Annotated in this window: 20 protein-coding genes; 12 read left to right on the top strand and 8 right to left on the bottom strand. The window is 69.7% G+C overall.

From position 1 onward, the window contains the following. The first annotated feature begins 143 nt into the window (after positions 1-143). The 6 genes from ACFXJL_RS26160 (at position 144) to ACFXJL_RS26135 (ending at position 10,951) form a co-directional block, all read left to right on the top strand. Entirely contained in the window at positions 144-1,370 is a 1,227-nt protein-coding gene (locus ACFXJL_RS26160) for an MFS transporter (RefSeq protein WP_384696247.1), read from the top strand. Further along, positions 1,367-3,301 (top strand): ABC transporter ATP-binding protein, encoded by a 1,935-nt coding sequence (locus ACFXJL_RS26155; RefSeq protein WP_384696244.1) that lies wholly within the window; start codon positions 1,367-1,369, stop codon positions 3,299-3,301. Before ACFXJL_RS26160 ends, ACFXJL_RS26155 begins: the two co-directional genes overlap by 4 nt. After that, on the top strand, positions 3,298-5,034 hold the full coding sequence (locus ACFXJL_RS26150) for an ABC transporter ATP-binding protein (RefSeq protein WP_384696241.1): 1,737 nt from the start codon (positions 3,298-3,300) through the stop codon (positions 5,032-5,034). The genes ACFXJL_RS26155 and ACFXJL_RS26150 overlap by 4 nt, the downstream gene beginning before the upstream one ends. 168 nt (positions 5,035-5,202) lie before the next feature. Beyond that, complete coding sequence (locus ACFXJL_RS26145; RefSeq protein WP_329026596.1) at positions 5,203-5,427, top strand: MbtH family protein; 225 nt, start codon at positions 5,203-5,205, stop codon at positions 5,425-5,427. A 101-nt stretch (positions 5,428-5,528) separates the two neighbouring features. Further along, positions 5,529-10,139, top strand: a complete 4,611-nt coding sequence (locus ACFXJL_RS26140; protein ID WP_384696237.1) for an amino acid adenylation domain-containing protein — start codon at positions 5,529-5,531, stop codon at positions 10,137-10,139. After that, the gene (locus ACFXJL_RS26135) at positions 10,136-10,951 is read left to right on the top strand and encodes an alpha/beta fold hydrolase (RefSeq protein WP_384635401.1); all 816 of its coding nucleotides are present in this window, start codon (positions 10,136-10,138) and stop codon (positions 10,949-10,951) included. Before ACFXJL_RS26140 ends, ACFXJL_RS26135 begins: the two co-directional genes overlap by 4 nt. A gap of 369 nt (positions 10,952-11,320) precedes the next feature. Here the strand turns inward: ACFXJL_RS26135 and ACFXJL_RS26130 are convergent, their stop codons facing one another. Both ACFXJL_RS26130 and ACFXJL_RS26125 read right to left on the bottom strand, forming a co-directional pair. Continuing rightward, positions 11,321-11,836, bottom strand: a complete 516-nt coding sequence (locus tag ACFXJL_RS26130; protein ID WP_329026590.1) for a lytic polysaccharide monooxygenase auxiliary activity family 9 protein — start codon at positions 11,834-11,836, stop codon at positions 11,321-11,323. Between the two features lie 528 nt (positions 11,837-12,364). Further along, on the bottom strand, positions 12,365-12,973 hold the full coding sequence (locus ACFXJL_RS26125; RefSeq protein WP_384696234.1) for a TetR/AcrR family transcriptional regulator: 609 nt from the start codon (positions 12,971-12,973) through the stop codon (positions 12,365-12,367). A 62-nt stretch (positions 12,974-13,035) separates the two neighbouring features. Here ACFXJL_RS26125 and ACFXJL_RS26120 point away from each other — a divergent pair, with 62 nt between their 5' ends. Then, entirely contained in the window at positions 13,036-13,530 is a 495-nt protein-coding gene (locus ACFXJL_RS26120) for an SRPBCC family protein (RefSeq protein ID WP_384696231.1), read from the top strand. 37 nt (positions 13,531-13,567) lie between these two features. Here ACFXJL_RS26120 and ACFXJL_RS26115 read toward each other — a convergent pair whose 3' ends face one another. After that, a complete protein-coding gene (locus tag ACFXJL_RS26115; protein ID WP_358880990.1) occupies positions 13,568-13,879 on the bottom strand; it encodes an STAS domain-containing protein in 312 nt (103 codons plus the stop codon). Then, positions 13,879-18,048: a SpoIIE family protein phosphatase gene (locus tag ACFXJL_RS26110; protein ID WP_384696228.1), complete on the bottom strand. Its 4,170-nt coding sequence runs from the start codon at positions 18,046-18,048 to the stop codon at positions 13,879-13,881. Before ACFXJL_RS26110 ends, ACFXJL_RS26115 begins: the two co-directional genes overlap by 1 nt. A gap of 240 nt (positions 18,049-18,288) precedes the next feature. Here ACFXJL_RS26110 and ACFXJL_RS26105 point away from each other — a divergent pair, with 240 nt between their 5' ends. Both ACFXJL_RS26105 and ACFXJL_RS26100 read left to right on the top strand, forming a co-directional pair. Further along, positions 18,289-19,605 carry a PP2C family protein-serine/threonine phosphatase gene (locus ACFXJL_RS26105; protein WP_384696291.1) on the top strand — a complete coding sequence of 439 codons (1,317 nt, stop codon included), beginning with the start codon at positions 18,289-18,291 and terminating at the stop codon, positions 19,603-19,605. Next, positions 19,602-19,958 carry an STAS domain-containing protein gene (locus ACFXJL_RS26100; RefSeq protein WP_358880987.1) on the top strand — a complete coding sequence of 119 codons (357 nt, stop codon included), beginning with the start codon at positions 19,602-19,604 and terminating at the stop codon, positions 19,956-19,958. Before ACFXJL_RS26105 ends, ACFXJL_RS26100 begins: the two co-directional genes overlap by 4 nt. Positions 19,959-20,147: 189 nt before the next feature. Here the strand turns inward: ACFXJL_RS26100 and ACFXJL_RS26095 are convergent, their stop codons facing one another. Beyond that, entirely contained in the window at positions 20,148-20,744 is a 597-nt protein-coding gene (locus tag ACFXJL_RS26095) for a hypothetical protein (RefSeq protein WP_384696224.1), read from the bottom strand. Between the two features lie 586 nt (positions 20,745-21,330). Here ACFXJL_RS26095 and ACFXJL_RS26090 point away from each other — a divergent pair. The 3 genes from ACFXJL_RS26090 (at position 21,331) to ACFXJL_RS26080 (ending at position 22,985) form a co-directional block, all read left to right on the top strand. After that, entirely contained in the window at positions 21,331-21,957 is a 627-nt protein-coding gene (locus ACFXJL_RS26090) for an STAS domain-containing protein (protein WP_384635384.1), read from the top strand. 177 nt (positions 21,958-22,134) lie between these two features. Further along, positions 22,135-22,554 carry a cold shock domain-containing protein gene (locus tag ACFXJL_RS26085; RefSeq protein WP_358880984.1) on the top strand — a complete coding sequence of 140 codons (420 nt, stop codon included), beginning with the start codon at positions 22,135-22,137 and terminating at the stop codon, positions 22,552-22,554. A 107-nt stretch (positions 22,555-22,661) separates the two neighbouring features. After that, complete coding sequence (locus ACFXJL_RS26080; RefSeq protein ID WP_384696220.1) at positions 22,662-22,985, top strand: hypothetical protein; 324 nt, start codon at positions 22,662-22,664, stop codon at positions 22,983-22,985. Between the two features lie 179 nt (positions 22,986-23,164). Here the strand turns inward: ACFXJL_RS26080 and ACFXJL_RS26075 are convergent, their stop codons facing one another. From ACFXJL_RS26075 to ccrA, 3 genes are read right to left on the bottom strand one after another with little or no spacing between them, the layout of a single operon-like run. Beyond that, positions 23,165-24,034: a 3-hydroxybutyryl-CoA dehydrogenase gene (locus ACFXJL_RS26075; protein WP_384696217.1), complete on the bottom strand. Its 870-nt coding sequence runs from the start codon at positions 24,032-24,034 to the stop codon at positions 23,165-23,167. After that, positions 24,031-25,023, bottom strand: a complete 993-nt coding sequence (locus tag ACFXJL_RS26070; RefSeq protein WP_384696214.1) for a 3-oxoacyl-ACP synthase III family protein — start codon at positions 25,021-25,023, stop codon at positions 24,031-24,033. Before ACFXJL_RS26070 ends, ACFXJL_RS26075 begins: the two co-directional genes overlap by 4 nt. Continuing rightward, positions 25,020-26,381 carry a crotonyl-CoA carboxylase/reductase gene (gene ccrA / locus ACFXJL_RS26065; RefSeq protein ID WP_384635369.1) on the bottom strand — a complete coding sequence of 454 codons (1,362 nt, stop codon included), beginning with the start codon at positions 26,379-26,381 and terminating at the stop codon, positions 25,020-25,022. The genes ACFXJL_RS26070 and ccrA overlap by 4 nt, the downstream gene beginning before the upstream one ends. Between the last annotated feature and the right edge of the window lie 105 nt (positions 26,382-26,486).

Below are 26,486 nucleotides of genomic sequence, written 5' to 3'. Positions count from 1 at the left end.
GAAAACCCTTTTCCTTGTCCTACATTTCTTAGTCTTCCCACCTCCTTTGCCCCCCCGGCTCGGGGCCGCCCCGCGGGCCCCCCCCCCCCCCCCACGACCCGTCCGAGCAGTTCCCGTACAACCCGTACCGGTCAGGAGAAGTGGTGGCAGAGGGGAAAGGAACCGCGGTGCCGCTATGGCTCATCGCGCTGTTCCTGTCGATATTCACGTTCTACACGGACGACCATGTGATCGCGGGGATACTCCCCGAGCTGGCAGCGGGGCTCTCGGTCTCCGAGGCCGTCGCCGGTCAGCTCGTCACGGTGTTCTCACTGACGATCGCACTCGTCACACCCCTGGCCGGACTGTTGCTGTCCCATGTCGCGCGGCGCGCGGTGGTGCTGACCGCCTTGGCCGCCTTCACCGCCGCCAATCTGGCCGCGACCGCGGTCGACTCGTACGCGGTGATGGTGGGGTTGCGGATCGCAGCCGCCCTGGCCGCGGCGGCGGCGACCCCACTGATCTTCGCCAGCACCGCCGAGTTGGCTCCCCCAGAGCGCCGCGGCCGATATCTGTCGGTCCTGGCGATCGGAGTCACCGGCTCCATCGCCTTCGGCGTCCCGCTGGGCAGTTGGATCGGCACCAGCCTCAACTGGCAGGCCACCTTCGGCACGATGGCGGGCCTCGGCGCGCTGAGCCTCCTGCTCGTGGCCCTCTTCCTGCCCGCGACCGAGCCGTCGGTCCCGCTACCGCTGAAGCAACAGCTCCGCGCGCTGTCAGCCCGGCCGATCCTGCTCGCCCTCACCGGCGGCGGGCTGGCCATCATGGGCTCGATCATGCTGCTGACCTATCTGGTCCCCTATCTCCAAGGAGTCCTCAGCGCCGGTGACGGGGTGCGGAGCCTGGTCTTCTCCGTCCTCGGGATCGCCGGCACGGTGGGAGTCTTCGCCGGTGGATACGCCACCGACCGGCTCGGCGCCGACCGCACCATCCGACTCGGTCTCGGCCTGTTCACCGTCGTGGTGCTCGCCCTGGCCGCGCTGTGGTGGATCCGTCCGGTCTCACTGGCGCTCTTCCTGCCCCTGGTCGCCCTGTGGGGTGCCCTGGCCTACCTCAGCTCGCCGGCCGTCCAAACCCGTCTGCACCAGGTGGCCGGTGATCTCACCGCCCAGGCCCTGGCCTTCAACACGAGCTTCGGCTACCTCGGCATCGCCCTCGGTGGGGCGCTCGGCGGGGTCATCGTCTCCCGGGTCGGCGCCGGCTGGCTCCCCGTCGCGACGGCTGTGACCTCCGTACTGGCGCTGGGGCTGATCACCCTCGCCTTCCGACAGCCGTCGTCCCCCACCGCCGTACCCCGTGGCGCCGACCACAAGCAAGGAGCGCCCCAGTGAGCCCGACGACCACCGGCGTGGACACCCCCGCCCCCGCTTCCGGGACCCCGGCCGAGGAAAGCCCACCGGCTCCCGCCCCGACCGCACCCACCGACGCCCCGGCAACCCTCGGGGCACTCCTTCGCCCGGTGCTCGGACCGCTCACCACCAGCGCGGCCCTCGCCGCCGTCGCCGCCTTCGCGGGCGTCGTACCGCTGATCTGTCTGGTGGAGCTCGCCGGGGTGCTCCTGCCCAAGGTGACCGGCGGCACCGTGGACGAGGGCGCCGCATGGACCGCGGCGTGGATCGCCGCGGGTGCGCTCGCCCTGCGCCTGGTGCTGATGCTCGCCGCATCGACCGTCTCCCACCTGGCGGACGTGCGCCTGGGTTCCTCGGTGCGCAGGGCAGTGGTGCGCAGGCTGGGCCGGGTGCCACTGGGTTGGTTCACCGAACGCAACTCCGGACTGGTGAAGAAGGCCGTACAGGACGATGTCGGCGCGCTCCACCACCTGGTGGCGCACTCGGTCACCGAACTGACCACGGCGATCGTGGTGCCCGCCACCATTCTCGGCTATCTGCTGCTGAGTGACCCGCTGATGACGGTCGTCACCCTGCTGCCGGTGGCTGCGGGAATGCTCGGACTCAAGATCGCCACCCGGGGCACCACCGAGAAGTTGGTGGAGTACGCGGGCTCGCTCGGCCGACTGGGCTCGGTGACCGTGGGGTTCGTCGACGGCATCACGGAGGTGAAGTCGTTCGGCACCATCGGGCGCGCCCATGAGGCGTATCGGGAGGCCGCCGACGACTTCGACGGCAGGCACTACGCATGGATGCGGTCGAGTTCCGCGGGCGCCACCTTCATGGAGATCGCGCTCTCCCCGATGACCCTGCTGCTGACGACGACGGCGGCCGGCGCCGCGCTGCTGCGCGCCGGCTGGCTCGAAGGGCCGTTGGAGTTGCTGCCGTTCATCGTGCTGGGGTTGGCCATCCCCGCACCCGTCCTCGCCGTGGGCTTCAACTACCACGCGCTGCTGGCCGCCCGGGGCGCGGCCGACAGGGTCCGGCAGATCCTCGCCGAGCCCGAGTTGCCTTCGGTGCCGCACGGCCCGCGCCTGCCCGCCGAGGGATCGACCGTCCGCTTCGAGGCGGTGGACTTCTCCTACGGCGAGACGTCCGCGCTGCGCGGCATCGACCTCACGCTCGCACCCGGCACGATGACGGCGCTGGTCGGCCCGTCCGGCTCCGGCAAGTCGACACTGGCGAAGCTCCTGGCGCGCTTCCACGACCCGGTGTCCGGCCGGGTCACCGTCGACGGCGCCGATCTGCGCCGGCTGCCCTTCGCCGACCTGTACGGGCATGTCGGTTTCGTCTTCCAGGACACCACACCGCTCCGGGTGTCCCTGCGGGACAACATTCGGCTCGCCCGCCCCGACGCGAGCGACGAGGACGTGATGCGGGCGGCCCGCTCCGCACACGTCGCGGACGTCATCGAACGGCTCCCCAAAGGACTGGACTCCGTCGTCGGTACGGACGCCATCCTGTCGGGCGGCGAGTGCCAGCGCATCGCGATCGCCCGGGCGATCCTCGCCGACCGGCCCGTTCTCATCCTCGACGAGGCGACCTCGGCCGTCGACCCCGACAGCGAGGCCAGCATCCAGCAGGCGTTGAACGCACTCGCCGCCGACAAGACGGTGTTGGTGGTGGCACACCGGTTGCACACCGTGCGCCACGCCGACTCCATCGTCGTCCTCGACGGCGGTCGGATCGCGGCTCGGGGAACCCATGACGAACTCCTGGCGGGCGGCGGCCTCTACCCGGCGCTGTGGGCCGCCCACACCGGTGGCGAACCCGGCGGGTCGGACGCCTTGCGGGAGTCCCCGCCCCCGGCGCCCGACCCGAGCACCGGCCTTGACGACCGCAGCGACAGCCGCGAAGGACCCGCACCACGATGATCCGCGACCTCCACACCCTCCTCGATGACACCGGGCGGCGCCAACTACGGGCCCTGCTGCTGAGGATCACCGTCGCGGCCGTCCTCCAGGGACTGGCCGGCGCCACCCTCATCCCCCTGCTGAGCGCCGTCTTCACCGAGGACTGGGACCGCACCTGGACCTGGGCGGGCATCCTCGCCGCCCTGGTCATCGCCCATCATCTGCTGATCCTGCGCAACCATCTGCGCTCGGGCGAGTTGTCCAGCCGGTTGCTGCGCCTGCTGCACACCCGGTTGGGCGAAACGCTGACCACCATCCCCCTCGGCTGGTTCGGCGCCGGTCGCTCCGCGAACGTCAACCGGCTGGTCACCAAGACCGCCATCGACGTGGCCACCGCACCCGCGCATCTGATCGCCCCGGTCATCACGGCCTTCGTGACTCCGGCGACGATCATCGCGGTCACCCTCGTCGTGCGGTGGGAGATCGGTCTGGCCCTGCTGCTCGGCGCCCCGTTGCCGCTGCTCGCGTACCGGCTGTACCTGCGGGTGATCGAACGGGTCGAGAGCGATTGGGAAGCGGGCACCAATCGGGCGTCGGCTCAGGTCCTGGAGTACGCCACACAGCAGCCGGTGCTGCGCGCCTACGGCCGTACGCTGGACGAGCGCAGCCCCCTGGGCGCGGTCTTCGCCGAACAGGACGCCCAGGCCCGCCGCATGGTCCTCGGCAACTCCGCGGCGAGCGCGCCCTTGTTCCTCGCCCTCCAGACGGTGCTGACGGTGGTGCTGGCCCTGGTGGTCCATCTGTCCCTCGCCCAGGACGCCGACATCGCGGTCCTGCTGGCGGTGATGGTCCTCGCGGTACGGTTCGTGGAGCCGCTCACGGCGGTGGCGGAGGTCGCCGGCGGGCTGCGGATCGCGGCGGTCGGGATGCGCAGGTTCCAGGAGGTGCTCTCCCTGGAACCGCTGCCGGAGCCGCAGACTCCGGCAGCGATGGGCGAACCGACGGTCGAGTTCCATGAGGTGACCTTCGGCTACGAGCCCGAACGGCCCGTCCTGCGCTCGCTGTCGTTCAGCGCCGAACCGGGCACGCTGACCGCGCTGGTGGGGCCCTCCGGAGCGGGTAAGTCCACCGTCCTCTCGCTGATCGCCCGGTTCTACGACCTCGACCCCGGCGCGGGCACGGTGCTCGTGGGCGGTCGGGACATCCGGGAACTGGGCACCGAGGCGCTGATGCGACAGCTGTCCCTGGTGTCCCAGGATCCGTACCTGTTCGAGGACACCATCGAGAACAACATCCTGCTGGCGAAGCCGGGCGCCACCCGGGAGGAGTTGGAACGGGTGGCGCGGCTCGCACGGGTGGACGAGATCGTCCACCGGTTGCCCGACGGCTGGCGGACCAGGGTCGGGGAGGGCGGATCCACCCTGTCCGGGGGCGAGAAGCAGCGGGTGTCCATCGCCCGAGCCCTGCTCAAGGACGCTCCGATCGTCCTGCTCGACGAGGTGACCTCCTCGCTCGACGCGGAGAACGAGCGGCTGGTGCAGCAGGCCATCTCCCAACTCGCCGAGGACCGCACCGTCCTCGTGGTGGCCCATCGGCTCCAGACGGTCCGCAGTGCCGACCACATCATCGTCCTCGACGAGGGACGGGTGACCGAGTCGGGCACCCACACCCAGCTGCTGGCGCGCGACGGCACCTACCGCCGCTTCGTGGAGCTCCGCGAACAGGCCGACGCCTGGAAGCTCACACCCCACTGACCCTGCCCCACCGACTCACCGACTCACCGACACCACTGCCACCACTGCCACCACTGCCACCGTGCGGGGCACAGGAGCTATGCCTCGACTCACACCGCCCGCACTACCCGCACTGTTCACACTGCACCATCACACCGCTCACACCCCACCCAAGGGAGAGACCCAGATATGTCCACGAACCCCTTCGACGACGAGAACGGCCGTTTCTACGCGGTGGTCAACGAGGAGGAGCAGTACGCCCTGTGGCCCGCCTTCCGTGAGGTGCCGCCCGGCTGGCGGACCGTCTTCGGCGAGGCGTCCCGCGCCGAGGTGCTCCAGTACATCGAGGAGAACTGGACCGACATGCGTCCGCTGAGCCTGCGTGAGGCGATGGCCGCCGACGCCGCGCACTGAACCGTCCGGGCCGGCCGCGGCACGATCGCGGCCGGCCCTCGTCCGAGAACGCGCGCCTACCCATGAACGACCGATCGTCAGCGAGAGGTGAGGAACACCCGGTGGCCCCCAGCGGCAAGCAGGACATCGCCCAAGTCCTGGCACTCGGCCCCCTCCAACGGGGGCTGTACTCACTCAACAGGATGCTCCACAACGCTCCGGCGCGCCCACCCGGCGATGCCGAGGGGGCGGATTCCGGCGGGGCGGCGGACATCTACTCCATCGCCGTACTGACCGACTTCCACGGGCCGTTGGACACCGCACGGTTGCGGCGCGCCCTCACCGCAGTACTGGCCCGTCATCCGCATCTGCTCGCACGGTTCTGGGACGAGGGGTTGCCGCACCCGGTGCAACTGGTGCCGACGGTCGTGGACTTCCCCTGGCGGGAGGTGGAGATGACCGTCCAGGAGTTCCAGGCCCATGTCCACACCGCCCAGTACGAGCCCTTCAACCTGGTGGAGGGGCCGCCCCTGCGGGCCACCCTGGCCAGGCTCGGTCCCGATCACCACCGGCTGTTGGTGGTCTTCCACCACATCGTGCTCGACGGCTGGTCCGTGCCGCTGTTCTGGCGGGAGCTCGCGGATCGCTACGAGGAGGGCGGTCGGGAGCCCGTGACGCCCTCCCCCGCGTATCCCGAGTACATCGGCTGGCTGCAACGGCAGGACCGGCAGGGTTCGTTGCGCCGGTGGCGGGAGATGCTCTCCGGTGTGGACGAGCCGACGGTGGTCGCGAGTACGGCGCCTCCGGGCGTGGCTCCGCTGCCCCGGCTGACCATGCGCTCCCTGGAGGGGCCTGCGCTCGATGCACTGCTCGCCCGGGTGAGGTCGCTCAACCTCACGGTCAACACGGTCGCCCAGGTGGCCTGGGCGGTGCTGCTGCACCGGCTGACCGGTCGGGAGGACACGACCTTCGGGGTGACGGTCTCGGGTCGGCCGGAAGAGGTGCCGGGCATCGAAGCGTCCATCGGGCTGTTCATCAACACGGTCCCCGCGCGCATCTCACTCCGGCCGGACGAACCGCTCGACGCCCTGTGCCGACGCGTCCAGAAGGACGCGGCAGAACAACGCGCGCACGGCTATGTGGGGTTGAGCGAGATCCAGCGCGAAGCCGGCGCGGGCGACCTCTTCGACACCATGATGATCTTCCACAACACGCCGAAGGGAACGGCACGGGACACCCTGGACATCGGCGACGGCGTGAAGATGGCGCCGGTCCTGATGGACAGCTACACCCACTATCCGCTGACGGTGGTCCCCTTCCTCCTCGACGGTCGGCTCTACGTCAACGTCGACCACGTCGACGCCCTGCTCGGCGGGCTGGACGCCGGACGCCTCGCGGAACGGTTCCTGCATCTGGTGCAGGAGATCGCCCGCGACCCGGGGCGTACGCACCGCGACCTGGACGTCCTGTTGCCACAGGAGGCTTCGGAGCTCAGGACGCTCGCCGCCGGGCCCGCCGCAGCGCTCCAGCAGGATCGGCCGGCCGACCACGGAGTGCATCGCGCCTTCGAGCAGGCCGCTGATCGCCATCCCCGGCGCACGGCCGTCATCGATGCCACGGGAGAGCTCGACTACGGCACCCTGGACCGCTGGTCCAACGCCGTCGCGCACCGGTTGCGCGCCCTCGGTGTCGGACCGGAGAGCCGGGTCGCGGTGGCGCTACCGCGCACCAAGGAGTTCTTCGTCGCCCTCCTCGGGGTGCTGAAGGCCGGGGGCACCCTCGTACCCCTCGATCTCTCCGCTCCGCAGGACCGCAACGCCACCATCGTCGAACTGGCGGGCGCCCGCGTGCTCATCGCCGAGCCCGGTACGGCGGACTGGTGGGCGGGCGCACGCTGCTCGACGGGGGAGTCGGCCCCCGCCTTCGGTGCACGGGGCACCGAACGGCTGATGGGCACCACGGCGGCCGATCAGGCGGTGCACACGGTGTTCACCTCGGGCTCCACCGGAGAGCCGAAGGGGGTCATCGCCACTCACGGAGGGCTGCTGGCGCTGCTGGCGGCGCATCGACAGGAGATCTACGGGCCAGTCATCGGTGACACCGAACGGGTGCTGCGGGTGGGGCACGGCTGGTCGTTCGCCTTCGACGCGAGTTGGCAACCGCAACTCGCGCTGCTCAGCGGTCACACCGTGGTCCTCTTCGACGAGGAGGACCAGCGCGATCCGTACCGGCTGGTGGGCAAGATCCACGAACACCGGGTGGACATGCTGGACACCTCGCCGTCGATGCTGGGCCGACTGGCCGAAGCGGGGTTGATCGAGGGTGATCGATGCCCGCTGGCCATCCTGGCACTGGGCGGCGAGGACATCCCGCGCAGCGTCTGGGACGTGCTGGCCGGGCTCAAGGGCACCAGGGTGCACAACTTCTACGGCCCGACCGAGATCACCGTGGAGGCGGTCAACGCCTTCGTCGTCGCCGGTGAGGAGCCACAGATCGGCAGCGCCGCACCGGGGTCATCGGCCCAGGTGCTCGGCCCGGATCTGCGGCCGGTGCCGATCGGGGTGCGCGGGGAGTTGTACCTCGGCGGCCTACAGGTGGCGCGCGGTTACCAGGCCCGGCCGGCGCTCACCGCGGAACGCTTCGTACCGGACCCGGTCACCGGGGAGCGTCTCTACCGCACCGGAGACGTGGTCCGACGCAATGCGGCGGGCCGGTTGGTGTTCCTCGGGCGGGCGGACGACCAGGTGAAGATCCGCGGCTATCGGATCGAGCTCGCGGAGATCGTCGCCGCACTGGAGACCCGGCCCGATGTGTCCCGGGCGGTGGTCGTGGCGCAGTCGGGAGCCCAGGGACGCGTCCTGGTCGCGTACGTGGTGGCGACCGAGGAGGTGCGGGCCACGGGCGTGCGTTTGGACCAGGTGGAGCTTCGGGAGAATCTGGCCCGGCGCATTCCGCACTACATGGTGCCGGCCCGCTGGGTGGAGTTGGATGCGATCCCGCTGACGGTCAACAGCAAGGTGGATCTGAGGGCCCTGCCGCGGCCGGCGGGGGGCGGGGCGTCATCGGACGCCTCCCGGCCACCGGCGAGCGACGCAGAGCGTACGGTGCTCACGGCGGCGCGGGCCCTGCTCGACGAGCCACATCTGGGTGTCGACGACGACATGTTCCACCGCGGGATGGACAGCATCGCCACCATCACGCTCGTGGGCGAACTGCGGCGGGCCGGGCTGAGCTGCACCCCGCGGCAGATCGCGGTGCACCGCACCGCGGCCGAACTGGCGCGGGCGGTGACCGCCGCCACCCGGGAGCCGGAAGCAGTCGCGGTCACGGCCAGCGAAGACACGGAGCCCGCCCGGGTGCGCACTCCTGCACTGGATTGGATGCAACGGCTGGGCTCCTACCGTCGTTTCGCCCAGTCCCAGTTGATCTCCCTGCCCCAGGGGATCTCCGAGGACGAGCTCACGCGTGTGCTGGAGCGGCTGCGCGCGGCGCATCCGCAACTGTCGGCGCGGACCGTACGGGAAGCGGACGGGCGGCTCGCCCTCGTCGCCACGGCACCGGACGCCGTGCCCGAGGTGCTGGTGGTGGAGGAGCATCCACGACTGACTCCGCAGACCGTCCTGGAGAGCGCGCACCGCGTATGGGACCGGCTCGATCCCGCCACCGGCGCGATGATGGTGGGCGCGTTCCTACGGGAGACGGAGACCGGGGTGGGGCGGTTGTTCCTCGCCGTTCACCACGCGGTGGTGGACATCGTGTCCTGGCACGTCCTGCTGGAGGACCTCGCGGCCTGCCACGGCTCCGACCCGGGCGCACTGCTCACGGAGCACACGACCATGGTGGAGTGGTCCCGGGCGCTGGCCGCCCGGGCAGCCGGGGCCGAGCCGCGCGACCAACTGCCGCACTGGGAAGGCGTGGCACGGGAGTACGAGCGGGCGCCGAGGCTGGCGCGTCGGCTAGCCGAGCCTGGTGTGCACACCCGCGGGCGGTTGGTGTCCCACCGGGTGACGGTGGACGCGACCACGACGGCGGCACTGTTGCGTTCGGCGCTGACCACTCCTGAGGGCGCGCTGCTCTCGGCGTTGGCGCTCGCGGAAGCGGGTTGGCGGGAACGTCACGGACATCGGGTGGACAGTGGACTGACCGTGGTGCGGGAGGGACACGGACGGCGGGACGACCTGGTCGCTCCCTTCGTGGACGGCATGGTCGACAGCTCTCGGACCGTGGGTTGGTTCAATGTGTTCCACCCCGTCGTGCTGGACGCGGGCGCGGACGGGCGGTTGACGCCCGAGGGTGCGCGGGCGGATCGCGGAGCCGCGCTCGCGTTGGTGCGGAAGGTGGCGTGGGAGTTGGCTGCCGTACCGCAGGGCGGGTTCGACCACGGTCTGCTCGGTGCGGCGGTCGCGGTACCGGCCGAGGTGTTCTTCAGCTATCTCGGCCGTTTGGACCAGGTCGTCGCGGCTGATGACGACCGCCCGTGGACGCTGGTGGTCGACGACGCACTGCGGGAGGTCTTCCCGCAGGACAGCGAGCCGGATGCGGCCCAACCGTATCCGCTGGAGCTCATCTGCGCCGTCCATCCAGGGCCGGACGGCCCGGTGGTGGAGGCGTTGTGGCGGTACGACCCCGGCATCTGTGACGCGGGGGACATCCATGATCTGGCCGCTCTGTGGCGAGGGGCGCTCGATGCGCTGGCCGTCGCAGTCGCGGGGAATGAGAGGACGGGCGCATGACGCAGACCATCGACCTCGGTGGAACCACCCTGGCGTACGAGGAGTTCGGCAGCGGGGACCCCGTCGTGCTGGTCATGGGGGCCGGTTCGCCGGGGCGGGTGTGGCGTGCCCATCAGGTGCCCGCGCTGGTCGCCGCCGGGTTGCGGGTGATCGTCTTCGACGCCCGTGGAGTGGGTGGCAGCTCCGCCGGCCCGGAGGGGTTCACCCTGGACGACCTGAGGGACGATCTCGCGGGCCTGCTGGAGAAGGTGGCCGGAGGTCCGGCCCATGTGGTGGGGACCTCCCTGGGTGCACGGGTGGCCCAACATCTGGCGCTGACCCGGCCAGAGCTGGTGAGACGTCTGGCCCTGCTGGCGACCCGCGGACGCACCGACGCGGCACTCTCAGCGTTCTCGCATGCCCAGATCGCCCTGCACGACCATGGCGTGGTCCTCCCCGAGGAGGTACGGGCGGCACTCGGCGCACTGGCGAACCTGTCGCCGGCGAGCCTGCGGGAGGAGATCGAGGCGGAGGACTGGCTCGCCATCCTGGGCATGGCACCGGCGACGCCTTCGGCAGGGGTCCGAGCCCAGTTCGCCGCCGCGCTCACGGGGTTCCCGCCGAGTGTGAGCGCCTTCGCCGCCATCACCGCACCGACCCTGGTGGTCTCGTTCGCGGATGACAGGCTGTCCCCGCCGTACCTGGGTGAGGAGATGGCGCAGGTCATTCCCGGCGCCCGGCTGGAAGTGGTGGCCGACGCCGGTCACTTCGGGTACCTGGAGCGTCCGGCCGAGGTGAACCGACTGCTCGTGGAGTTCTTCACCGCACCGTGAGGGTGCGGGGTGCGATCGCTCGGGCGGACCTTTCCAGGTGCGCCCGAGCGATCGCTTTCCCCCCTCGGGTGACGCCCTGATCCGATGCGACCTGCGGGCGTTTCGGTGCTCTGCACCAAAGCGCCTGCGGGTGGCATCGAGGCGCCCGTCAGGGGGAGCGGACCGGATCCGGCTCGGTGGCCCGGCCGCACCGGAGTCGATCGGTTGGAGCCTTCCATCGGATGCGGTTCCCGAACCTGCGGCTCATCAGGTCCGGGAACCGGGCGGCGAGCTGTCAGCTGGAGCACCTGACCGTGCCGCTTCTCCCTGGAGGGATAGGGGTTTCGGGTGGCGCGGGCGAAGGACGTCCGACGCCACCCGGGACCGGTGTCAGCGCACGTCGACGTCGACGCAGTTGTAGAAGGCCATCGGGGTGTCGGCGATGTTCCACACCGCGAGCACCTTCTGCTTGCCGCTCAGCGAGCCGAAGTTCACCTGGTGGGTGACCGACGCACCGGGCCGTGCACCACCGTCGTTGAACTCCGCGATCTTCCGACCGCCGACGTAGTACTGCCAGGTGCTGGTGGCGTGGCGCGCCGTCAGTCGCCAGGTGAAGCTGGTCGACTTACCGACGGGCGAGACCTTCCATCCCTTGCCGTCGTTGTCGAGCTCGGAGAATCCGGCGTTCCCACCGCTACAGCTGGTGAGCCCCTTGGGTCCTTCCACGCTCTGGGGCTCGTACTTGATGGCACCGCAGGGGACGGTATTCGCGGCACACTGGGCCTGCCGGCTGGCGGGCGAGTTGATGTAGCCGTGCGCGCCCGCATTGCTGGCGGGCAGGCTGAGAGCGAGGAGTGGGGCGATTCCCGCACCGATGGCCACGGCCATCTTCCTCTTTCCGTTCATGTCGGCTCCTTCTGTGGGGGGCCTGCACGTGTGCAGGGCACGGAGGGGACAGGGCAGCGACGTTGAAGCGCGTCCGTCCGAGCCGGTGACGGACCGTGGGGGGTCTGTCGTCCGTGCTCACGACGTCGGCTCGATCCCGTCGTTGCTTGGTCTAGACCGTAGCGTTTGACGGCTCACGGTCAAGAGCAATCCTTGGGCACACCCTCGCCCCAAGCCGTTTCTTGAGCCCCACGCCCCCCAGGGCCAACTGACGAACCGGTAATAGAACATTGAAGGAACGAGCCTGGTTGACCTGGGCAAACATCTAAATCTCCTTGCATTAGCCCGGAATCCTCAACTCCGGCCTCGCGCCCCCACATCTGGCCGAAATTCAACCTTCGATCATCCACTTCGAGTCGCAGCAGGTTTCACCACAGAAGATCACGATCGGCCCATCAGGTACGTCGGCCCATCGGGCGACCCGAACCCACGGAAAGGCCGAACCGGACCTCGCCAGCACCACCCGGAACGGGACTTCGCAGACCCGACCTAGGCAGGGATCTCCCCCGAGAGGAGGCCGGTGAGCAGCACCGTCGCGCACTGCTCGGCGAGCCCCTCGGCATGGACGGGCAGCAGCTCCCCGGCCCTGAGATGGCGACGGACCAGCGAGAGCGGCAGATCGACCAGGGCGAGCGCCACGCACTCGACCGCGCCGGGGCCCTTGGCGCCCAGGGACGCCGCGAGGGCGGCGAGGGCCGTGCGCACGCGCCGATTGCCGAGGTCCGCGCGATCTCCGTGCTCTTCGGACCAGTCGGCCCGCCCGAAGTCCTCCGCGCCGTAGAGAAGGAGGGCGGCCTCTTCGGGATGCGCCCGGCTCCAGGCGACGACATGACGGGCCGCGGCGCGCCCCGCACACCGGGGATCGTCATCTGCTTGCAGGGCCCTGAGGTATCCCTCCTGGAAGCCCTCCACCGTTCGCAGCCACACCTCGGCGAGCAGGGCGGACCGCCCGGGGAAGCGGTGGTAGACCGAACCGCTCGGCGCGCCCACGTCCTTGGCGACGGCCGACATGGTCACCCCTGCCGGACCTGCCATCGCGGCCCTTCGGACGGCGGCGTCGAGCAACTGGTCAACGTCGAAACGGGGTGGCCTGGCCATGGTCGAGAGGCTACCCTCCACCGTATTAGAGAGCAGTCTCTATTAATGCTTCAGGAGGACGAATGGGCGTCTACAACGTGCACGAACGACTGCTGCCCGCCAAGGAGGAGGACGTGGGCGCGCTGATCGACGCCCTGGCGAGCGACGACGACCGGCTCTGGCCGCACGGATCGTGGCCCCGCATGACGCTCGACGGTCCGCTGATGACCGGGGCGACCGGAGGCCATGGGCCGATCCGCTACACGGTCGCCGCCCATGTGCCCACGCTCTGGGTGCGGTTCGCCTTCAGCGCGCCGCGCGGCTTCGACGGCTTCCATGAGTTCACGGTCCTGCCCGCCGACGACGGGAACACCCTGCTGCGGCACACGCTCGCCATGCGGACCCACGGCCCGGCCCGGCTGACGTGGCCGGCCCTATGGCGGCCCCTGCACGACGCACTGCTTGAGGACAGCCTCGATCGCGCCGAACTGGCCTGTACGGACTCGGTGGCGCGCCCGGCCCGCTGGAGTGCGTACGTTCGTCTGCTGCGGCGCCTCGGCCGGGCCCGAGCCCGATGAGCCGGCTGCTACCCCCGTAACCCCGGTCCTGGCCGGCTCAGCTCCCGGCCGAAGGGGGCGCGTCGGGGCCGTGGACGACGGCCAGGTCGGCGAGTCCGGAGAACGTCAGTACGGGATCCAGCAGCGGGCCCGAGATGAGTTCCAGTCGGTGGGCGTGGGCGAACAGGACGCTCAAGCCTGCGCTGTCGAGGTACTCCACCTCGGTCAGATCGACGACCACCCGATCCGGAATGGCGTCGAGCGCGGCGGCGAAGGCGTCGGTGTTGCTCATGTCGATCTCGCCGACAGCCTTGAGGACCGCCGTTCCGTCCGGCCGGTGTCCGGAGGCGAGGGTGAGCGGTGTGGTCATCAGCTGATCCTCGTATGCATGTCGACGATGGTGCCGCTCGGGCCGGGGGTGATGGTGACCTGCTGCATCATCGCGCGCATCAGGGTGACGCCCCGACCGCGGTGAGCGTTGAGTTCGGGCTGCGGTGTCTTCCAGTGCCCGCTGTCGGCGACGGACAGACGCAGATCGTTGACGAGTGCTTCAGCCCGCAGCCGGACCGTCTTCTCCGGACTGTTGCGGTGGCCGTGCTCGATGGCGTTGGCGCACGCCTCGCCGGCGGCGACCAGGACGTTCTGCACGGTCTGGGGCGGCAGGTCGCACTGGTCCAGCCAACTGCGCAGAGCCCTGCGCACGGGCGCCAATTGGCCGGACTCCGCGCGGAAGGTCATTTCGAGCGGAGCGGGGTGACGGTAGAGCAGGAGGGCGACGTCGTCGTCGTAGCCACCGGCCGGCGCAAGCCGCTCCATGACCTGGGTGGCCAGATCCTCGACGGCGGCATCGCGTCCGTCCTGGACCGCTTCACCGGCCTGGTCGATGCCAACGGTCAGTGGCCTGCGTCGGCGTTCGACCAGCCCGTCGGTGTAGAGCAACAGGGTGGCACGGGCGGGCACGGTGCACTCCGCCTCGGGCCGTTCGATGCCCGGCCTGACGGCGAGCGGGGCGAAGCGAGCACTGTCCAGGAGCCTGGTGGTGCCGTCGGAGTACGCGAGGATGCCCGGCGGGTGCCCTGCGCTGGAGTAGGTCAGCCGTCCGGACTCGGGATCGAGCACGCCACAGAACACGGTCGTGCACAGCGCACCGGGGACCCCTGCGGCAAAGTGGTCCAGGGCCATCAGGGCCCGGGCGGGACTGGCGTCCTGGAGGAGCAGGGCGCGGCAGGCACTGCGCAACTGCCCCATGACCGCGGCTGCCGCCAGTCCGCGTCCGACGCAGTCGCCGACGATGATGCCGATGCGGCCGTCGCGCAGCGACACCGTGTCGTACCAGTCACCGCCGACCTCCAGCGGTCGGGTCGCGGGCTCGTAGCGGACGGCGAACCCTTCCGGGAGGCTGGACGGGCCGAGGATGGCGCGCTGGAGTGCGAGGGCGGTCTCGCGTTGCTGGTCGATCTGGTGCGCGCGGTGCAGACCCTGCGCCAGATGGCCCGCCAGCAGGGACAGGAGCAGTTCGTCCTCGCTGGTGAACGGCCGGTGCTCGCCGAGGTCCACCCAGAGCGCCAGCGGACCGTCGGGGTGCTCCAGGAGGATGCCGGCCCCGGTGTGGTCGACGATCTGGGTGAGCAGGGGTCGCTGGCTCAGTTCGTGGAGCGTACGGCGGCGCTCGTCGGACAGTTGCTGCCAGCCGACCGCCGGATCGGTTGCGGTGAGGGTGGGTCGGTCCCCTCGGTCGAAGACCGCGGCCACGACATGGCGGGCACGCCACAGCCCCTTCAGTTCGGTCAGTGCACCAGCGAGCGCATCGGGAAGGTTGGTGGCCCGGGACAGGAGGGTGCTCAGGGAGGCGAGGGCGCTCTCGCGCTGGATGGCGTAGTGCTCGGCGGTGACGTCCCGGAAGGTGCCGACGGTCGCGCGCCGCCCGGTGTCGGGGTCCTGTGCCTCGTTGAACGTGGCGCTGATCCACAGCCGGTGGCCGTCGCGGTGGGTGACGGGGATGGTGTAGCTGCCCTGGGTCTGGCCGAGCAGTTCGGCGAAGGCATCGGTGACCTGACGATGGGCCTGTGGATCGCGGGCGGCGTCAGGCCACCACGGGTGGATGGGCGCGTAGGGCAGACCCTCCGGTCCATAGCCGAGGATGTCGGCGAAGGCGGTGTTGACCTCGATGACCGTGCCGTCCTCGTCACAGACGAAGAACGCCTCCTGGAGCGAATCCACCAGTGCGGTCCGCCAGCGAACGTGGTGGCTGCGCAGGCGTGACAGCTCGACGTTCGCCCGGACCCGCGCCAGCAGTTCGGCGGCGGCGAACGGCTTCACGAGATAGTCGTCGGCCCCTGCCTGCAAGCCCTCGATGGAAGCTTCCTGACCGGCGCGTGCGGAAAGCAGCAGGACCGGTACGGACGCGGTGCGGGGGTCTGTGCGCAGCGCCGCCACCAGGGCCAGACCGTCGAGCCTGGGCATCATCACATCGCTGACGACCAGATCGGGCGCCTGGTGGCGGATGGCGTCCAGCGCGTCCTGACCGTCGTTGACGGCACGGACCTCGTAGCCGGCTCCGGACAGCAGCCGTACGAGGTACTCCCGCATGTCGGCGTTGTCGTCGGCGATGAGCAGCGTCGCGGGGGCGGCCCGGGTGGCGGGGGGTGCGGTCGGGTCGAGTTCCGCGCCCCGGATGTCCTGGGGAGTCCCGTCCGACCGGGCAGCGGGTAGCCAGCGCAGCGCTTCCTGGATGTAGGGGTGCGCCGTCGACGATGCGCCCGGCGTATCGCCGACGGGTGCGAGGGCGTCGGGCGGCAGATGCTCGGAGCCGAACGGCAATCGGATGGTGAAAGAGGTGCCCTCGCCCTCGGTGCTGTCGGCGGTGATGCTGCCGCCGTGCAGACCGATGAGCTCCCGCACGAGCGCAAGTCCGATTCCGCTGCCCTCGTTGGAGCGGGAGCGGGCGTTCTCGATGCGGTGGAACCGCTCGAACAGTCGGGGTATCTCCTGGGGCGAGACACCGATGCCGGTGTCCGTGACCGTCACCACCGCTTCCCCGTCCGCTGCCCGCAGCGCCACACTGATCGAGCCGTCGAACGTGAACTTGAGTGCGTTGCTCAGCAGGTTGAGCACCACCTTCTCCCACATCTCGGCGTCGATGTAGACCGGCTGGTCCAGGGGGAGGCAGTCGACCTTGAAGTCGAGTCCGGCCTGCTCGACCGCCGAACTGAAGACGCTGGCCAGTTCGATGGTGACGGCGGCCAGGTCCACGGGTTCGTACCTGGCCTGCATCCGTCCGGCCTCGATGCGCGAGAAGTCGAGGAGGGTGTTGACGAGCTTGCCCAGGCGCAGCCCGTTCCGGTGCATCACGTCCAGTTCTTCGCGCACCTGCGGATCGGCGTCGGCCGACCGTCCGCGCAGCTGCTCCAGCGGCCCCATGATCAAGGTGAGCGGGGTGCGGAACTCATGGCTGACGTTGGAGAAGAAGGCGGTCTTCGCCCGGTCCAGCTCGGCCAGTTCCTCGGCCCGCCGCTGCTGGGCCTCGTAGCTGCGGGCGCTCGCGACCCCTGCCGCGACATGGCCTGCGACCAGTTCGACGAACCCCCGGTAGCCGTCGTCCAGGAGTCGGTACCGGTTCAAGGCGGCCACGACGAAGCCGTACGGCCTGCCTCCCTGCTGCAACAGCGGCACGACCAGTGCCTGCGTGGGCGGTTCTGGCCAGGCACCGGTCGGCAGTTCGACGAACGCGGGTCCGTCGAGGGACATCAGCACGGATGCGCCCTCGGCCAGGGCCGGCGCCGGCCACGCCCCGTCCGGGTCGTCGATCGACAGCACCGCCGGCGCCGCGGGGTGTCCGGCGGCCATTCCGGTGGCACCGGCGAGCCTCGCCGAGCCGCCCTCGTCGAAGAGGTAGGTCAGTGTGAAGGGCAGGTCCAACGGATTGTGCCCGAGTTGCTGGCCGCAGAAGGCCAACACCTCCTGCTCGGTGCGTACGACGGTGGGGTCGGAGCCGAGGTCCCGCAGGGTCGCCATGCGTCGCTCGCCGATGACCCGCTCGGTGTCCTCGCTCACCACGCACAGCATGCCCACCACATGGCCCGCGTCATCGCGCAGGGGGCTGTAGGAGAACGTGTGGTAGCTCTCCTCCGTGAACCCGGACCGTTCCACGAAGAGCAGCAGCGCCTCGTCCCAGGTCGCCGTCCCCGTGGCCAGCACGGTGTCGATGCGCGGTCCGATGTCGCCCCAGATCTCGGCCCACACCTCGCTCGCGGGTCGTCCCAACGCCCACGGGTACTTCTGGTCCAGCGTGTCGCGGCGGTAGGACGCGTTGCAGAAGAACGTGAGCTCGGGTCCCCAGGCCATCCACATCGAGAACCGCGAGGAGAGCAGAATGCTCACGGCCGTCCGAAGGCTCTGCGGCCATTGGGCGGGCGGCCCGAGCGGAGTGGCGTCCCAGTCGACCACGGCGAGGTGCCTGCCGACCTCCTCGTCCGCGGCGAACACGTCCGCTCCGTCTGTGGCCGGCAGCCCGCCCTCAGCGCCTTCGGAACCCGCCATGGGAAACCCTTCGATCACGCCGACCAGCCCCCGGACGACTCGACTCCTCGGCCGCACCGGGAATCAGCGACTTCAACCCGTGCCGTGCGCGCTTTCGCACTGCTCGATCCCTCGCACCGCGTCTCGGCCACTGCCTCCACTGTCGGAATCGGGGTACGCGATCCGTAGGATAAGGCAGCGGTCCGGCCAGCGGGTACGCGGGTACGGGACTCGGGACGGGCGGAGACAGCGGTGACAGTGATGGACGGTGTCCCTGGCCAGAACGCGATGCCCAGGCCCTCGATCGAGGGCCGGCGGTTGGCCGCGGTGCACCGCTACCAGATCCTGGACACGCCGCCCGACGGCGCGTTCGACAAGGTGGCCTCCCTCGCCGCCCGGATCTTCTCCGTGCCCTTCGCCGCCGTGGCCATCGTCGACAGTGATCGCGTGTGGTTCAAAGCCACTTTCGGACTGGGCGGGACCACTCAGATGGGGCGGGACCCGGGTCTGTGCGCCTCCGCCATCCTGGAAGGCACGCCCTACGTCGTCACGGACGCGGCCGTCGACCCCAGGACCGCGGCCCATCCGCTCGTGCGGGGAGAGCTTGGCATCCGCTTCTACGCCGCGGCCCCCATCACCACCCCGGACGGGGTCCATATCGGCACGGTCAATGTCCTGGACACCCGTCCTCGCGAGGTGAGCGCCGCACAGTTGGCCGCCCTCCAGGACCTCGCCGCGCTCGTGATGGACCAGTTGGAACTGCGCCTGTCGGCCATGCGCACCCTCGCGACCGAACGTCGGATGCGCACGGACGCCGAACGTCTGGCCACCGCCCTCCAACGCACGCTCCTGCCACCGGCGCTCCCCCGGGTACCCGGCCTGCATGCGGCGGCGGCCTACCACACCGCTTCCCCGGACGAGGTCGGCGGCGACTTCTACGATCTGTTCCCCCTCGACGACGGGCGCTGGGCCTTCTTCCTCGGGGATGTCTGTGGCAAGGGCGCCGACGCCGCGGCCCTGACCTCACTGACCCGCTACACCCTGCGCGCCGCGGCCATCTACGATCCCGACCCCTGTGCCGCCCTGGCCAATCTCGACAGCGTCCTCAAGGGCGAGTACCAGGGCGACAACCCCCGCTACTGCACCGCCCTGTTCGGAGTGCTGCACTCCGAGGACGACGGTGGGGTCCTGGTGACGCTCGCCGGTGGGGGGCACCCTCCGGCGCTCGCCCTGCGTACGAACGGCACGGTCGAGCCCGTTCCCACTGCCGGCGGGCAACTGATCGGCCTGCTGCCAAACCCGCACTTCGCCCGGACCAGCGTCCGTCTGGGGCCCGGAGATGCGCTGCTGCTCTACACCGACGGCCTCACCGAGGCCCGGGGCGCCGATGGCACCATGCTCGGTGACGAGGGGCTGGCGGCCCATCTGGCGACCGCCACCTGGCAGGATGCGGACAGCCTGCTGTCCGCAGTGCACAAGCTCCTCACCGATCTCGGTGCGGGCGTCCATGACGACACCGCACTGCTCGCTCTGTCCGTTCCCGTCCGCCGCACCGAACCCTTGCAGGAGACCTGGTGAGCGACCGCACCCTGACCGTCACCGCTCGACCCCACCCCGTGGGCCCCCATCTGCTGACCCTGGCCGGGGAACTCGACCACCACACGGGGCCCCGGCTACGCGAAGCCCTCGACGAGATCCCCTTCGACTCCGGTGCCGGGCTGGTGATCGACCTCTCCGGTCTCACCTACTGCGACTCCACCGGGATCACCCTGCTGGTCAGCGCATACCAGCGGGCGCAGAACACCAGCAGTCCGCTCTCCCTGGCCGGGTTGAGCCCTGACCTGCTGAGGGTCTTCCGGATCGTCGGGCTCGACCAGGTCTTCACCCTGGAGCCCAGTGTGGAACACGCGATGAGCTCGCTACGCCCCTGACCCATGACCGACCTGGCCGTTCCCTCGCGGCAGTCGCATCTCCCGCGTCCGTCGCATCCGTCGTCCCTCTCGCGGCCGTCTCGCAGCCGTCTCAACTGACTCGACTTATCATCCGGGGGAAGCGGGTCGGTGGGGGTGCGTGCGGTCGCTCGGCGGCTTCTCCTGCGCCCCCCTAGGTGGAGGGCGGCCTCAGCCGGACGGCTCGCCGATCTGGTGGTCGTAGAACACCCGTGCAAGGGAGCGGATGAGGTCTCGCTGCTTGTCACAGTCGTCGATGACGTCGCCGCTGGCCATGAAGACGAGTTCCTGGGTGTTGGCTTCCTGACCGCCCTTGCGGGCGAAGCCTGCGCTCAGCCGGCCGGTTCCCGGGTCGCCCGGGCAGCTGGTGCGGAAGGAGGCTTGCCGCCCCACGTCGGGCAGGGCGCCATAGCCGTCGGCCGGGCTGCCGACCGCACCTGCCTGATAGCCGTCACGCTCCGTGTAGACGTCGAGGCGATGGCCGAGGGGGTTCCTGGCGGCCGGTTCATAGCCGCAGTGCCATCCGCCGTCGTGCCAGTCCCCATGAGCCGAGAGCGAGAACGCCGGACTGCCCAGGATCGGCTCCAGGAGCTTCGGGTCGGGACAGCCCGATGTGTTCGCTTCGGCCGCCGCCCTACTTTCGCCTTGAGGGGCTTTCTCCTGGTCGCCCTCTTGGTCACCCTCTTCGCCGGAGGAGCCACAGGCCGCCAGGGCGACGACCAGAGTCACGGCGGTGACCAGGCGGAAGGGCTGTCTGAGATGGCGCACGGAATCGTCTCTTCTCTGACGCGGAGTTGAACGTCCGCGATGATGTCAGACGTGGTGGATGACGTCAGGAGAAGTGATGATTTCGTAGACATGGCGAAGCCGCCGTCCTGGCAGCGGCCCAGGGTGGTGAGTCGGGAAGGTCCTCGGACCGGGCCGTGGGGCCGACCTCCGGGGATACAGGCCGACCGGGACGACGCCACTTCGAGCCGGGCGGCCCAACCATCGCACCTGACAGGGAAATTGACACAACATCACCAATCAACGCTGGAGTCACTGTTGTCATCACCGACCACATGATCCTCATGGGTCTTCAACTGTTCCGACCAGGCCGAATGGGGCGATGGAGCCGAATGGTCCACCGAGACGGGGGCACACGAGGTGATAGGCCGCTGCGGGGCATGGATCGTCCGGGTGCGGCCACCAGGTACGGACCCACCTCGGCCATCGACACTCGATCCCACCCTCTACCCTCGGGGCCGCGAGCCCGGTGGATTCTGGAGACGAAGCACGACAACGGCCTGACGGCCCGCACCACGGCAAACCGGCGGGCTCGCACCCCTCAAGCACTCGGCACGGAGCAGTCGTCATGATCACTCCCCCGTTACCCCCGTTCACCCACCGAACCGTCTTCATCCCCCGCACCGATCGCCAGGGCGAGGGGGATCATGCCGTCATGCACGTGGCGGGCGAGATCGACATGTACACGGGCGAGTGGTTGAAGGCTGCCCTCACCCTCTGCATCGCCTGCCGACCGGCGACGATCCATCTCGACATCACGGACGTGACCCTGTTGGACTCCGGTGGGCTCGACTCACTCACCTCCGCCCAGCAGGACGCCGCGGCGACCGGTGTCACCCTCCTGCTCACCGGACAACCCGCACCCATCGTCGAACGCCTCCTTCGTCTCAAGGGGGCTCCTCCCCTGCCCGGCTACACCGAGCCCGGCACCCGGGTGCACCCGCAGCCGCGCTGGGCGCGCTGGGACCGCATCCCCCGTCCACCACAGCCGAAGCCCGGCCCTGCTCCGCACTCCCCCGCCGGCCGAAACCACCGAAGACACCTCGGCGCTCCGGAAACAGCGTGTTGGGTCAAGGAACACGGTCCGTTCGGTTCGCGGCGCCCTGGTCGGAGCACTGCTGCCGCGGCGCTGGTACTCGCCCTCGCCGCGGTCACAGGGCTGGTGCTCGCCCTGTTCGCCGCCCACCGGCGTTGACCGTCACACCGCACCGTGTGCAGTGTGTAGCGCCGGATCGAGCCAAACTGCGACGACGCCCATGGGCCACAAAGGACACTCCTGTAGCCTTCAGGTGGCGTTGTACAGGACGCCTGAAGCGGTCAGTGCCCAGTGGTTGTGGTTGAGGTTGGGGTGTTTTCAGTGGTGACAGGAAAAGTGCTCAGTTTCGATGACGTGCGCGGCTACGGCTTCATCGCGCCGGACAACGGAACGGACGATGTCTTCATGCATGCGAACGATCTGCTGGACGACAAGTATCTGTTCCGTTCCGGGTCGCAGGTCGAGTTCGAGGTCGAAGACGGAGATCGCGGGCTCAAGGCATCGCGTGTTCGCATCATCGCCTCCAGTGGCGGTGCTCCGGCGCGCCAAGGTGCTGTGACAGCTCAGCGGCCGTCGGGTCACAGCAGGAGCGAGATCGAGGACGGTGACTGCGATCTGTTGTCGGCCGCCGAGTTCACACAGGAACTCACCGAGGCGTTGCTCGTCGCCTCGCCGTCCTTGAGCGGGGAGCAGATCCTCCAGGTGCGCAGGCGCATCGTGGAGCTGGCCCGCACCCACAACTGGGTCGAGTCCTGACCCCAGCGCGGCCGGTCGGCTGACGGACAGACAGGAGTGGTCGAAACCGTAGTGCACGGTTTCGACCACTCCTGTGTGCGACATGGGCACGTTCTATCGTGGTGCGCATGAATCCGAACCATCGCCTCGTCCGGGAGGAATTCCCCGAACTCGTGACGGAACTGGTCTCCCTGCTGGAGGCGGCGGGGGACCATGAGCTAGCCATCTGCGTACACGATGTGCAACTGGCCGCCTTGTGCGACTGCGGTGACGACTTCTGCCAGAGCATCCATACGGTGGTGCGGGAACCCAGGGTGCCCTACGGCGAAGGGCATCGGTGTGTTCCTCTCCTGCCCGAGCAGGGGATGCTCGCCCTGGACGTCGTGCACCACCGCATCCAGTACATCGAGGTGTTGCACCGCCCCCCGATGCGCCGAACCTCCTCGGCGTAGCCCGCAGAGGCGATATCCGTGACCGTCCTGCGTGATCGTCGCGGAACCACCGCCCGTCCGGCCCCTGGGGAGGCGCGGGGCGTCGCCGCCTCCCAGCACCGTGGGATGGACGTGGACGCCTGGGCGGTGTGCAAGCTTCCATTGGGCCGCATGCGGCGGCGGGCGCTGGACACCGCGGTTCACTGGGCGTGGCTGTGGAAGCCTCGGCCGGTCTTCTTGCCGAGTGCACCCTCCTCGACCAGACGCAGGAGTATCGATGGAGGCGCGTACTGCGGTTCGCCGAACTCCTGGTGCAGTGCTTCCGCCACCGCCTTGACGACATCGAGCCCGATCAGGTCAGCGAGCCGCAGCGGGCCCACGGGATGGGCGCATCCCAGGGTCATCCCCTGGTCGACCACATCGGCCGTCACCCGGCCCGACTCGATCATGCGCATGGCGCCGAGGAGATAGGGCACCAGGAGTCCGTTGACGACGAAACCCGCGCGGTCGGGAGCGTCGATGGGCGTCTTGCCGAGGGTGTCGACCAGAAGGTCGTGGGTCCGGGCACGGGTCCACTCGCTGGTGTGGAGGGCACTGACCAACTCGACGAGCGGCATAACGGGCACCGGACTGAAGAAGTGGACGCCGATGAATCGGTCCGGGTGGCGGGTCGCCCGGGCAAGACGGCCGATCGGAATGGAGGAGGTGTTGGTGGCGAGGATGGCATCGTCCTCCTTGAGGATCTCGCCGATCCGGGAGAGCTGTGTCACCTTGCGGTTCTCGTCCTCGGGGATCGCCTCGATCACGAACTCTCGATCGGCGAGCCGTTCGATGTCCGCGGTGACCTCGATGCGGTCGAGTGCGGCGTCCCGGTCCACCTCGCGGAGCCTGCCCTTGCGGACATCCTGCTCCAAGGTGCGGCGGATGCGATCGAAGCCGATCGGTACGCCACCGGGTCCGGACACCACCACCCGTACATCCAGGCCGGCCCGGGCCGCGATGTGGGCGATGCCCGCGCCCATCACACCGCAGCCGACCACGCCCACGCGGGTCATCGGTTCTCGGTTCATGAAGGCTCCTGCCAACGCATCAGTGTCGCTCCGACCGACATGCCACCGCCGAAGCCGGCCAGGAGGGTCAAGTCCCCACCGTGGATCCGACCGGATCGGCAGGCGTCGTCCAGGGCCACCGGTACGGACGCGCTGCCGATGTTTCCGTACCGTTCGAGAGTGCGATGGGTGTGGGCGCGGGTCATTGCACACCGCTCGACCAGGCGGCGCAGCAGAACCCCGTTGGGCTGGTGCGGGACGAGGTGGTCGACGTCGTGCGCCTCGATTCCGGCGCGCTGCAACAGTCGGTGCAGGATCGGCGGGACGTTGTCCATCACGAAGTCACGGACGCCACGGCCGTCCATGCGGAAACAGTGGCGGCCCTCCGCGACGGACTGTGCGGTGGTGGGCATGCGGCTGCCTCCCGCCTCGACCCGGATGAGGTGGTGCGCCGCCCCGTCGCTGACCAGTTCGGTGCCGAGGAATCCATAGCCGTCGGGAACGGGCCCGACGACGGCAGCGCCGGCACCGTCGCCGAGGAGGACGGCGGTGCGGTGGTCGCCGTAGTCGAGGATGCGGGAGTAGACGTCGGCGCCGATGACCAGCGCATGGCCGCGAGGGTTTGCGGCGAGCAGTCGCCGGGCCACTTCCAGGCCGTACACGAATCCGCTACAGACCACGTTGATGTCGAAGCAGGCAGCGGCACGGGCTCCGATGGCGTCTTGGACCAGATAGGCCGTGGGTGGTTGGGGTGAGTCACCGGTGGAGGTCGAGACGATCACATGGTCGAGTTGGTCTGCCGTGATCCCTGCTGCCCGGAGGGCTCGGGTGGCGGCCGTCGCAGCGAGGTCGGAGGTGGCTTCGTCGGGCGCCGCGTACCGCCGGGTGAGGATCTCGGTGCGCTCCTCGATCCACTCCGCACTCACACCGCACCACTCGGCGACCTCCTTGTTGCTGATCTCCCGCTCGGGCAGATAGGAACCGGTGCCGACGATGCCCCACGCGCTCATCGTCCGGCCCCCGTTGCCGTCGGGGCGGTCGCGTACTGCCGCCAGGCGGTCAGTCGATCCTCGCCGATGCGTGCCCGGGCCGCCGGGTCGGTGATGCCAAGACCGTCGCACGGTGCCAGGCATCGCACCGCGACCTTGCCGATGTGCTGGTTCTCCTGCACCAGTCGAGCGGCGTCCGCGACGCTCTCCAGCGGGAACACCCGGGAGACGACGGGTACGAGTCTCCCCTGGTCGAAGAGGCGCAGGCACGCGGACTGTTCCTGGAGGTTCGCGATGTGACTGCCGATGACCCGCTTCAGATGCATCCATAGGTAGCGGTTGTCGTAGGTGTGTTGGTAGCCGGTGCTGGACCCGCAGGTGACCACGGTGCCACCGCGTCGGACGACGTGCACCGAGGTGCCGAAGGTGGCCCGGCCGACGTAGTCGAAGGCGATGCTGGGGTCCTCGCCGATCTCGGCACGTATGCGCCGGCCCAGACGCCGTCCCAGTTCCGCGGCGTCGGCACTTCGATCCGCTGTGTCGCCCATGCCGATCTCCCGGCGGTCGATCACCACATCGCACCCCTGCTGGCGCAGCACTTCGGCCTTCGCCGTGGAGCTCACCACACCGACGGCGATGCCGCCCCCGTTGCGAACCATCTGCAACGCGTACGCCCCCAGACCACCGGTGGCACCCCAGATCAGTACGACATCGCCCTGCTTCATCCGGGCCCCGTGGTCGCTGACCAGCATGCGGTAGGCCGTCCCCGCACACAGGGTGATCGTTGCTGCCTCCTCCCAGGTCAGATGCGGTGGTTTGGCGACCAGTTGGCTGGCCCGGACCACGGTGTAGTGGGCGAGACCGCCGAAGTTGGTCTCGTACCCCCAGGCCCGCAGATGCTCGCCCATCACACCGTCGTCATGGGAACCCGGGTCCTGGTCGTCGACGTAGGCGGGGCTCACCACCACATGGTCGCCGGGCCGCCAGTGCCGGACCCCGGCGCCGGCCCGCACCACGACACCCGAGGCGTCCGAGCCGATCACCTGGTACGGCAGGTCGTGGCGGGTGGTGTATCCCCCTTGCCGGGCGAAGCGGCGCAGTGTGGTGAAGGTCGAGATCGGTTCGAACATGGCGGACCACACCGTGTTGTAGTTGATGGAGCTCGCCATGACCGCGACGACGACCTCGTCTGGTGCCAACTCGGGCATGCGCACCGGTCCCACCCGGATGGTCCTTCGCACGTCCTTGTCGACCGCGTCGGCCAACGACTCGGCGTCATCGGCCCGCAGATGACCGGCGAGGAACTCGTCGGGCAGGGGCAGGCTTTCCAGTTCCTCGGGAGGCGCGCCGTTGAGGGCCGCCTTGCTGAGCAGGTCCATGGTGTTCCTCGCGATCGACGTCGAGATCCTGCCGGCTGGCGCCGACGGGCGATGCTGGGGCGGCATGCCCGCCGCACCCGACCGACGGCTGCGGCCGTCCGTACG

It is taken from the genome of Streptomyces sp. NPDC059256, assembly GCF_042753785.1.
GTDB lineage: Bacteria > Actinomycetota > Actinomycetes > Streptomycetales > Streptomycetaceae > Streptomyces.
The sequence above is the reverse complement of the archived record's forward strand: the minus strand, read 5'-3'. Positions and strand labels throughout refer to the sequence as shown.

Bases quoted from the DNA above. Each gene is read 5' to 3' on its own strand.
- ACFXJL_RS26120 (WP_384696231.1), top strand. From the start codon at position 13,036: ATGGGCGTCTACAACGTGCACGAACGACTGCTGCCCGCCAAGGAGGAG.
- ACFXJL_RS26075 (WP_384696217.1), bottom strand. From the start codon at position 24,034: ATGAACCGAGAACCGATGACCCGCGTGGGCGTGGTCGGCTGCGGTGTG.
- ACFXJL_RS26110 (WP_384696228.1), bottom strand. From the start codon at position 18,048: ATGGCGGGTTCCGAAGGCGCTGAGGGCGGGCTGCCGGCCACAGACGGA.
- ACFXJL_RS26125 (WP_384696234.1), bottom strand. From the start codon at position 12,973: ATGGCCAGGCCACCCCGTTTCGACGTTGACCAGTTGCTCGACGCCGCC.
- ccrA (WP_384635369.1), bottom strand. From the start codon at position 26,381: ATGGACCTGCTCAGCAAGGCGGCCCTCAACGGCGCGCCTCCCGAGGAA.
- ACFXJL_RS26090 (WP_384635384.1), top strand. From the start codon at position 21,331: ATGATCACTCCCCCGTTACCCCCGTTCACCCACCGAACCGTCTTCATC.
- ACFXJL_RS26145 (WP_329026596.1), top strand. From the start codon at position 5,203: ATGTCCACGAACCCCTTCGACGACGAGAACGGCCGTTTCTACGCGGTG.
- ACFXJL_RS26115 (WP_358880990.1), bottom strand. From the start codon at position 13,879: ATGACCACACCGCTCACCCTCGCCTCCGGACACCGGCCGGACGGAACG.
- ACFXJL_RS26135 (WP_384635401.1), top strand. From the start codon at position 10,136: ATGACGCAGACCATCGACCTCGGTGGAACCACCCTGGCGTACGAGGAG.
- ACFXJL_RS26080 (WP_384696220.1), top strand. From the start codon at position 22,662: ATGAATCCGAACCATCGCCTCGTCCGGGAGGAATTCCCCGAACTCGTG.
- ACFXJL_RS26150 (WP_384696241.1), top strand. From the start codon at position 3,298: ATGATCCGCGACCTCCACACCCTCCTCGATGACACCGGGCGGCGCCAA.
- ACFXJL_RS26070 (WP_384696214.1), bottom strand. From the start codon at position 25,023: ATGAGCGCGTGGGGCATCGTCGGCACCGGTTCCTATCTGCCCGAGCGG.
- ACFXJL_RS26130 (WP_329026590.1), bottom strand. From the start codon at position 11,836: ATGAACGGAAAGAGGAAGATGGCCGTGGCCATCGGTGCGGGAATCGCC.
- ACFXJL_RS26105 (WP_384696291.1), top strand. From the start codon at position 18,289: ATGGACGGTGTCCCTGGCCAGAACGCGATGCCCAGGCCCTCGATCGAG.